The organism is uncultured Oscillibacter sp., from assembly GCF_900544955.1.
Lineage (GTDB): Bacteria > Bacillota > Clostridia > Oscillospirales > Oscillospiraceae > Oscillibacter.
The window spans coordinates 1-9,040 of sequence record NZ_UQXD01000063.1 but is presented as its reverse complement, the minus strand read 5'-3'; the positions used below and the strand labels follow the sequence as shown (position 1 = coordinate 9,040).

The following is a 9,040-nucleotide window of genomic DNA, read 5'->3' as shown; positions in this document are numbered from 1 at the left end:
AGCGTCCGGCGGGGGACGCGGCTCCCGCCGCCGGGGGACAGGGCGGCAAAGGCGGCGCCCAGGGCGCCGAACAGGTTCAACAGCAGCAGGCAGAACCGCTCCCACAGCATGGCGGGCCGGGGCCAGGGCAGCCGCCCCGCCCCGGAGAGGCCCACGGCGTGGACCGGCAGCAGCACCAGCAGGGCCAGCAGGTTCCACAGCCGGAAGGTCCAGTTGGACCCCAGGGCGAAGGTAGTGGCCAGAAAGAGGTTGCTCAGAAGCAGCACCCGGTTGACGCCCTGGGCCAGGGCGGCGGTGCCCGTGTAGGAGAGGACCAGGGCGTACCAGGCGAACACGGCGGCGGTGAGGCCCGCCGTGGGGCCGCAGGAAAAGAAGGTGTTCACCAGGAACAGGCAAAAGCAGAGGGTGAGGATCACAAACAGCCGGTCCCGCCGGGCAATTTCGTAGGATTTTCCCGTTTTTGGCGTAGGCTTCGCCCCGCCCTCCGGCGGGAGGGCGTTTTCCAGTTCAGACATATGCAGTTCTCCTTTTCGGTCCGTCCCTGGGATGGGGACGGCGGTTATGTGTTCAGGCCCACTCGAATTCCACCCGGCCCACGGTGCCGCCGGGGTCCAGGTAGACGATCATATACTCGGGAAACCACTCCAGTCCCCGGCCGCTGCCGATCCAGTAGCAGCGGCGCCGCTCTCCCCGCCAGTCCTCGGTGGAGACTTGGCCCAGCAGACTGTCCAGGTCCGCCTCGTCCATGCCGGAGAGGCCGTCGTACTGGCGCAGGAGGCTGCCCACCAGATTGCCCCGGTTTTTCTGGGCGCTCCAGCGCTCCGGGGTGAAGTGGTGGCGGACATAAAAGATGCCGCCGAGAATCAGCACAAGGCACAGCAGAATTCCCCAGCGGCGGACACGGGGCTTTTTCATGGCGCGTCCTCCTCCCGGCCCGCATCGGGCACGTATTCCAGAATGTCCCCGGGCTGGCAGTCCAGGGCGGCGCAGACGGCCTCCAGCGTGGAGAAACGGATGGCCTTGGCCTTGTTGTTTTTCAGGATGGACAGGTTGGCCAGGGTGATGTCCACCTTCTCCGAGAGCTGGGAGAGAGTCATCTTCCGCCTTGCCATCATCACGTCCAGATTCACAATAATCGCCACAGCCCCGCCCCCTATATCGTCAGGTCGTTTTCCGCCTTGATCTCCGCCGCCTGGCGGAAGAGGGCGGACATGACCAGGCACAGCAGGCCGAACATGGCGAAGATGGGGACGAAGAGGGCGTTGTAGGACAGCAGGGGCACGGCGGAGCGGAAGAAGCAGACGCTGAACACCACCCGCGCCAGGGCGGCCCCGGAGATGACGAAAGCGGCCCCGGCGGCCCGCCGGAGGGAGACGGCGTTGGACATGGAGAAGGGCTGCTGGCGGAGGATGGTGTCCAGCACCCGCAGGCCCTGCCAGAGGATCACGGCGGTGCAGATGCCGGAAAACAGCAGAAACAGCGTCAGGATGATGGTGTACGGCTCCCCCCGATACCACCAGGAGAGAAGGGCGTCCAGAAAATTCCCCAGGCAGTCGTCCACATCGTACCGCCAAAGGGCCTGAATGCCGTCCAGGTCGAAGCGGAAGAGCACCAGGCCGGGCACCAGGGGCAGCATGATGAGGTTGCACACCAGCGCCGCCAGCACCAGCGCGTGGAGCACCCGGGCAATTTTTTGGACGGATGTGGATTCCATGGAACATTCCCCCTTTGAACTTGTAGTTGCATCCTACCATGGAAATTATTGATTGTCAATGATTTTTTATTGTTTTTCGATAAATCAAAATAAAAGAAAACGGCAAAGCGGACGGTCCGTCGAAACCGTCCGCTTTGCCGTATGATATAGAGAAAGGAGAGGGAAAATGATATGCGTTACAAGCTTTTTGCTTGATGGGTTTATCATAACGGCTCCGGGCGGGAAAGTCAACGGGGAAAGGCGATGCTTCACAATTTGTTTACAATGGATCCGTTTTTCCCGTTTTCGTTCATAAATCGTTCAAAAAATATCATCAAAATGCACATTGCTTTTTGCGGCCCGCCGTGTTAATATTTAGCATACTAACTTTTAGCATACGAATGATTCAGGAGGTGTGCCATGCGGCAGATCAACGCCCTGGGGCCCACGCTGGGCCGGGCGGCCCACCTGGCTAAGGCCCGGCTGGAGGCCCGGCTGAACCAATACGACGTGACCCCCGCCCAGACCCACGTGCTGCTGTACCTCAGCCGCCACGGCGGCCAGGCCCCCCAGTGCGAGCTGACGGCCTTCTTGCGGGTGAAGCCCTCCACCGCCAACGGCATTCTGGACCGGCTGGAGGAGAAGGGGATGGTGGAGCGCAGCGTCAGCGGCAGCGATGCCCGGCGCCGGCTCATCGTCCTGACGGAGAAGGGCGCCCAGCAGCAGGCCCTGTTCCAGAAGAACTTTCAGGCGTCGGAGCAGATGATGGTCCGGGGCCTCACGGCAAAGGAGCAGGCGCAGCTGGGGGACCTGCTGGCCCGTGTGATCCGAAATCTAGAGGAGGATGAATCCACATGATGAAAAAACTCTGGCCCCACGCCAGGCCCTATGCGCCCTGGATTGCGGCGGGCGTGGTGTGCTCGGCGGCGGAGGCCGTCTTTGAACTGCTGATTCCGCTGGTGATGAGCGATATCGTGGATATCGGCATCGCCTCGGCGGACCAGTCCTATATCCTGCGGAAGGGCGGGCTGATGGTGGCCATGGCCCTGGTGTCCCTGGCCTTCGGCCTGGGCAGCGCGGCCTGTTCCTCTGTGGCGGGCCAGGGCTTCGGCGCCAATCTGCGCCGGGCGGAGTACGACCACATCCAGACCTTCGCCTTTTCCAACATCGAGAAGTTCTCCACCGCCTCCCTGGTGACCCGGCTGACCAACGACGTGAACAACATGCAGATGTCGTTGATGATGGGGATGCGGCTTCTGGTCCGGGCGCCGGTGATGCTGGTGTCCGCCCTGTTCCTCTCCATCCGCATCAGCTACCGGCTGAGCAACGTGTTTTTGGTGGCGCTGCCGCTGCTGATTGTGGTGGTGTCGGTGATTCTGGTGCGGGTGGGGCCCATGTTCCGCTCCCTCCAGGAGAAGACCGACGCGCTGAACCTGGTGGTCCAGGAGAACCTGACGGGCATCCGGGTGGTGAAGTCCTTCGTCCGGGAGGACCACGAGCGGGAGAAGTTCGCCGTCCGGAACAACGACCTCAAGCGCACCTCCCAGCGGGCCTTCGGCACGGTGGTGGTGAACATGCCCATCATGATGCTGATTGTCTACGGCACCATCATCGCCGTCATGTGGTTCGGCGGGCAGATGGTCTACGCCGGAACGCTGGAGACCGGCAAGCTGATGACCTACTTCACCTATATCACCCAGATTCTGATGTCGCTGATGATGGTGTCCATGGTCTTCATGATGCTGACCCGCTCCGTGGCCTGCGCCCGCCGCATCGTGGAGGTGCTGGACGAGAGCCCCGCCATCGCCGACGGCACGGCGGGGGAGGGCGCCCGGGTGGCGGACGGCTCTGTGGACTTTGACCACGTGTCCTTCAAGTACGACCCGGAGAGCCCGGAGTGGATTCTGCGGGACGTGGACCTCCACATCCGCTCCGGCCAGACCGTGGGCATCCTGGGCGGCACCGGCAGCGGCAAGACCACCCTGGTGTCCCTGATTCCCCGGCTGTACGAGGCGGCGGAGGGCACCGTCCGGGTGGGCGGCCGGCCCGTGGGGGACTACACCATGGAGCACCTGCGGGACGCGGTGAGCATGGTGCTGCAAAAGAACACCCTGTTCTCCGGCACCATCCGGGAAAACCTCCTCTGGGGCGACCCAAACGCCACGGAGGAGCAGCTGTGGGCGGCCTGCCGGGCAGCCTGCGCCGACGAGTTTCTGGAGCGGATGCCCGACGGGCTGGACACGGACCTGGGCCAGGGGGGCGTCAACGTCTCCGGCGGTCAGAAGCAGCGGCTGTGCATCGCCCGGGCCATTTTGAAAAAGCCCCGGGTGCTGATTCTGGACGATTCCACCAGCGCGGTGGACACCGCCACCGACGCCAAAATCCGCGAGGCCTTTGCCAACGAACTGAGGGATACCACCAAAATCATCATCGCCCAGCGGGTGACCTCCGTCTGCGAGGCGGACTGGATTCTGGTGATGGACGGCGGCCGGGTGGCGGCCCAGGGCACCCATGCGGACCTGATGGCCAACTGCGATATCTATCGGGAGGTCTACCAGTCCCAGCAGGAAGGAGTGAGCATCGGTGGCTGAAAACAGACGGGGGCCCAAGGGGCCCGGAGGCGCCCCCCGGGGCGGCTTCCAAAAACCCAAGAACATGCGTTTGACCCTGCGCAAGCTGATGAACTATTTGGGCCGGTACAAGGCGCTGCTGGCGCTGGTGGTGGTGCTGCTGGTGGTCAGCTCCGCCTGCACCGTGGGCGGGTCCTACCTGCTCAAGCCCCTCATCAACGACTATATCCTCCCCGGCGATTTCCCGGGCCTGGCCCGGATGCTGGCGGTGATGGGCGGGGTGTACCTGCTGGGGGCGGCGTGCTCCTTCGGCTATGCCCGTATCATGGTCCACGTCTCCCAGAACACCGTGGCCAAAATCCGGGCGGATCTGTTCGACCGGATGCAGGCCCTGCCTCTCCAGTATTTTGACACCCACACCCACGGCGAGCTGATGAGCCGCTACACCAACGACATTGAAACGGTGTCCGAGGCGCTGAACAACAGCTTTGCAAGCCTCGTCTCCTGCGCGCTGACCTTCACCGGCACCATCGCCATGATGCTGGTCCTCAGCCCGGTGCTGAGCCTGGTGACCTTCGCCATGCTGGCGGTGATGCTGGCGGTGGTGAAGACGGTGGGCAGCCGCAGCCGCCGGTACTTCGCCCAGCAGCAAAAGGCCGTGGGCGAGGTCAACGGCTATATCGAGGAGATGATCGAGGGCCAGAAGGTCATCAAGGTCTTCAACCACGAGAGCGCCGCCAAGGCGGGCTTCAACAGCCGGAACGAGGCCTACCGCCAGGCCGGCACCCGGGCCCAGATCTACGCCGGCGTCATGATGCCGGCCATGGGCAACCTCAGCCACATCAACTACGCCCTCACCTGCTGCGTGGGCGCCATCCTGGCCATCAGCGGCGGGGGATTCTACCTGGGAGACCTGGCGGCCTTTTTGAACTACGCCAAGCAGGTCAGCCAGCCCATCACCCAGATCTCCCAGCAGGTGAACACCATCCTCTCCGCCGTGGCCGGCGCCGAGCGGGTGTTTGAGGTGATGGAGGCCCGGCCGGAGAAGGACGACGGCCGGGTGACGCTGGTCCGGGTGACGGAGAACCGGGCGGGCCAATTGACGGAGGCCGGATTCGATACCGGCGTCTGGGCCTGGAAAAAGCCCGACGGCAGCCTGACGCCCCTCCAGGGGGACGTGCGGTTTGAGCACGTGACCTTCGGCTACGACGAGCGCAAGATCATCCTGCGGGACATCTCCCTCTTTGCGAAGCCGGGGCAGAAGATCGCCTTCGTGGGCTCCACCGGTGCCGGAAAGACCACCATCACCAGCCTCATCAACCGCTTCTACGAGATTCAGGGCGGCACCATCACCTACGACGGCATCGACGTCCGGGACATCCAGAAGGAGTCCCTGCGGCGGTCTTTGGGGGTGGTGCTCCAGGACACCCACCTCTTCACCGGCACTGTGGCGGACAACATCCGCTACGGCCGCCTGGAGGCCACCGACGAGGAGGTGGAGGCCGCCGCCCAGCTGGCGGGGGCGGACACCTTCATCCGCCACCTGCCCCACGGCTACCAGACCGTCCTCTCCGGCGACGGCGGCAACCTCAGCCAGGGGGAGCGGCAGCTCCTGAACATCGCCCGGGCGGCCTGCGCCAATCCGCCGGTGCTGATTCTGGATGAGGCCACCAGCTCCATCGACACCCGGACGGAAAAGCTCATCGAGCGGGGCATGGACCGGCTGATGGCCGGGCGGACGGTGTTCGTCATCGCCCACCGCCTCTCCACCGTCCGCAACGCCAAGGCCATCATGGTCCTGGAGCAGGGGGAGATCATCGAGCGGGGCGACCACGACGATCTGATCGGCCAGCACGGGAGATACTACCAGCTCTACACGGGGCAGGCGGAGCTCGCGTGAACAGGAAGCCGGGGGGACATCTGTCCCCCCGGCTTCTTTTTAGCCGTTCCCTCACGTCTCATCATAGTGCCAGTGGGTGGGGTCGGTGTCGGAGGAGCTGGCGGAGGGCCAGGTGAGGGCGCCGTCCTCCAGAAGGTAGGGGGAGCTCTCGCACACGGTCTCCCTGCCGTACTCGTCGGTCACCACCGCGGCAAAGCAGAGGGTGTCCGCCCCGGGGGCCAGGGTGACGGCGGTCTCCGGCAGGCGGAAGAACTGCTCGCCGGCGGGGAGGTCCCCCCGGATGCTCTCCGGCTGGCCGCAGGGCTCCAGCCACCGCACCAGGGCCCGGTTTTGGAACAGCCCCACCCGGACCCGGACGGCCTCCGCCGGGGCCCTGGCGGAGGTTCCTGCCGCCAGAGCGCGGCTGCCGCCGGCGGAGACATACCGCTCCGGCAGAAGCACCCGCCCCGCCTCGTCGGCCTTCAGCCCCAGCAGATAGCCGTATTCCGACAGCTCCACCCAGGGCAGGGAGGCGCTGTACAGGCCGGAATAGCTGTCCAGCAGCTGGGTCTGGCGGGTGCCGTCGGGGTAGAGGAAGACCACGCTGAGGCTGATGGCGTCCGTCAGGCGGGCGGGCACCTGGGCGGAGAAGGTTTCGCCGTCCCGGACCCCGTCCACGGAGGAGACGCCGCCGCCGTCGTCGACGCAAAACTGGGCCGTCATGCCCTCCACGTAGGTCCTGGGGATGGCGTAGGCGGAGAAGAGGGCGCCGCCGGTGTCCGGCGCGGCGCGGAGGAGTTCCGTGCCGTAATCCGCCGTCAGGTCGTTTTGGGCCTTGAGAATGGCCTCCACCCGGTCGGAGATGCCGCCGATCTGGCGGTCCACGCTGTGCTCCACCCGGCCCATCTCCGCCTGCAAGGTGTCGTACCGCCCGTCCAGCCGCCGCATGTTTCCGCTGATGCCGTACAGGAGGACCAGCATCAGGCCGCAGAGGGCGAAGAGGAGGCGGACGGACCACTTGTCCCAGGCGGAGCGCCGGGGCTTGGGCAGGGCGGCGGCGTACCGCCGGGCCAGCTCCTCCACCATGCGGGTCTGGGCCTCCGTCAACTCCCCGGCCGCCGGGGCGGCGGGGGACTCCACCCCCAGCAGCCACCCCACGGACACGCCGAACAGGCGGCTCAGGGCGATGAGCTTCTCCACCTCCGGCACCGCCACGCCGGATTCCCACTTATAGATGGACTGGCGGGAGACCTCCAGCCGGTCTCCCAGCGCCTCCTGGCTGAGGCCCAGTTCCTTTCGCTTTTGCGCAATGCGCTGGCCGATGGTCATGACAGGCCCTCCTCTTCCGGTTGGTGAGGAGAGTATAGCAGAAAACCGCCCCCGGCGCCACCAACCGGCGGCTTTCTTTTTGCTAACCGCCGGTTAGCACCCCCGCTCCCGCCCCGATTTTGCGAAAAAAGGGCTTGTGGCGGCGGTGCGCCTGTGCTACACTACTCTCCGACTGCAAAAACGACGAAAAGAGAGTGGAACCGTGATGAAACTGGCACAGCGGGACCTGACCCAGGGCCCCCTCGGAAAGCAGATTTTTGGGTTCAGCCTGCCGCTGATCCTCTCCAACCTGCTGCAGGTCCTGTTCAATATGGCGGACGTGGCGGTGGTGGGCCGCTTCGCCGGGTCCGCCGCCCTGGGCGCCGTGGGCTCCACCACCACCCTGGTGAGCCTCTTTACGGGCCTGCTCATCGGTATGTCCAGCGGCGTCAACGTGCTGACGGCCCTCCACTTCGGCGCCAAGAGCCGCAGGGAGCTGACGGACACGGTCCACTCCGCGGCGCTGGTGTGTGCCCTGGCGGGAGTGACGCTGCTGGCGGTGGGGGTCTGTTTCGCCCGGCCCATTTTGGAGCTGCTCCACACCAAGGAGGAGCTGATCGACGGCGCCACGCTGTATTTGCGCATCTACTTTCTGGGAATGCCCGCCCTGGGGGTCTACAACTTCGGCAACGCGGTGTTCTCCGCCGTGGGGGACACCGGGCGGCCCCTGCGCTACCTCTCCATCGCCGGGGCGGTGAACCTGGCGCTGAATCTGTTCTTCGTCATCGGCTGTGGCATGGATGTGGCGGGGGTGGCCGTGGCCAGCGTCATCTCCCAGTACCTCTCCGCCGCCCTGGTGGCGGCAGCCCTGTTCCGCAGCCGGGAGGATTACGGCCTGCGGTGGGGACAGCTCCGCTTTCACCCCAGCCGCACCCGGGCCATTCTGGGGGTGGGCCTCCCGGCGGGGCTGCAGTGCGGCATCTTCTCCCTGGCCAACCTCTTCATCCAGATGGGCGTCAACTCCTTCGACGCCACGCTGGTGGCGGGCAACTCCGCCGCCGCCAACGCCGACGCCCTGGTGTACGACGTGATGGCCGCCTTTTACACCGCCTGCGGCAGCTTCATCGGACAGAACTACGGCGCACGGCAGAAGGAGCGGGTGAAAAAGAGCTTTCTCATCAGCATGGGCTACTCCTTCGGCGCGGGGCTGCTGCTGGGACTGCTGCTGTGGGCGGCGGGGCCCCAGTTCCTCTCCCTCTTCACCAAGGACCCCGCCGTGGCGGCGGCGGGCATGAAGCGGCTGGGCATCATGAGCCTGTCCTACTGCGTCTCTGCCTTTATGGACTGCACCATCGCCGCCTCCCGGGGGCTGGGGAAGAGCCTGGTGCCCACCGTTATGGTGGTGCTGGGGTCCTGTGTGTTCCGGGTGGCCTGGATTTACACCGTGTTTGCCCACTTCCAGACGATTCCCTCGCTGTATCTGCTGTACGTGTTCTCCTGGACCATCACGGCGGCGCCGGAGATCTGGTATTTTTACCGCATTTACCGGCGGGAAGTGGCGGTTTTGGACTGAAAAAAGCGCGGCAGGGA

At 65.2% G+C, this 9,040-nt stretch carries 9 protein-coding genes; 4 read left to right on the top strand and 5 right to left on the bottom strand.

The features are described 5' to 3' along the window. From QZS21_RS11135 to QZS21_RS11120, 4 genes are all read right to left on the bottom strand, one after another. Nucleotides 1–515: hypothetical protein (locus QZS21_RS11135; RefSeq protein WP_295583385.1), on the bottom strand; the 515-nt coding region annotated here is incomplete at its 3' end. A gap of 52 nt (nt 516–567) precedes the next feature. Next, nucleotides 568–915 carry a hypothetical protein gene (locus QZS21_RS11130; protein WP_295583383.1) on the bottom strand — a complete coding sequence of 116 codons (348 nt, stop codon included), beginning with the start codon at nt 913–915 and terminating at the stop codon, nt 568–570. After that, nucleotides 912–1,142, bottom strand: coding sequence for a helix-turn-helix transcriptional regulator (locus QZS21_RS11125; RefSeq protein ID WP_295583381.1), 231 nt, complete (start codon nt 1,140–1,142; stop codon nt 912–914). Before QZS21_RS11125 ends, QZS21_RS11130 begins: the two co-directional genes overlap by 4 nt. An 11-nt stretch (nt 1,143–1,153) precedes the next feature. Then, complete coding sequence (locus QZS21_RS11120) at nt 1,154–1,714, bottom strand: DUF2975 domain-containing protein (protein WP_295583378.1); 561 nt, start codon at nt 1,712–1,714, stop codon at nt 1,154–1,156. A 399-nt stretch (nt 1,715–2,113) separates the two neighbouring features. Here QZS21_RS11120 and QZS21_RS11115 point away from each other — a divergent pair, with 399 nt between their 5' ends. The 3 genes from QZS21_RS11115 (at nt 2,114) to QZS21_RS11105 (ending at nt 6,163) form a co-directional block, all read left to right on the top strand. Then, complete coding sequence (locus tag QZS21_RS11115; protein WP_295583375.1) at nt 2,114–2,551, top strand: MarR family winged helix-turn-helix transcriptional regulator; 438 nt, start codon at nt 2,114–2,116, stop codon at nt 2,549–2,551. Next, nucleotides 2,548–4,284 (top strand): ABC transporter ATP-binding protein, encoded by a 1,737-nt coding sequence (locus QZS21_RS11110; RefSeq protein WP_295583373.1) that lies wholly within the window; start codon nt 2,548–2,550, stop codon nt 4,282–4,284. The genes QZS21_RS11115 and QZS21_RS11110 overlap by 4 nt, the downstream gene beginning before the upstream one ends. Before the next feature lie 64 nt (nt 4,285–4,348). Continuing rightward, entirely contained in the window at nt 4,349–6,163 is a 1,815-nt protein-coding gene (locus tag QZS21_RS11105; protein WP_295583371.1) for an ABC transporter ATP-binding protein, read from the top strand. A gap of 51 nt (nt 6,164–6,214) precedes the next feature. Here the strand turns inward: QZS21_RS11105 and QZS21_RS11100 are convergent, their stop codons facing one another. Beyond that, nucleotides 6,215–7,471 carry a helix-turn-helix domain-containing protein gene (locus QZS21_RS11100; protein WP_295583369.1) on the bottom strand — a complete coding sequence of 419 codons (1,257 nt, stop codon included), beginning with the start codon at nt 7,469–7,471 and terminating at the stop codon, nt 6,215–6,217. A gap of 205 nt (nt 7,472–7,676) precedes the next feature. Here QZS21_RS11100 and QZS21_RS11095 point away from each other — a divergent pair, with 205 nt between their 5' ends. After that, on the top strand, nt 7,677–9,023 hold the full coding sequence (locus QZS21_RS11095) for an MATE family efflux transporter (RefSeq protein ID WP_295583387.1): 1,347 nt from the start codon (nt 7,677–7,679) through the stop codon (nt 9,021–9,023). Nucleotides 9,024–9,040: the final 17 nt, after the last annotated feature.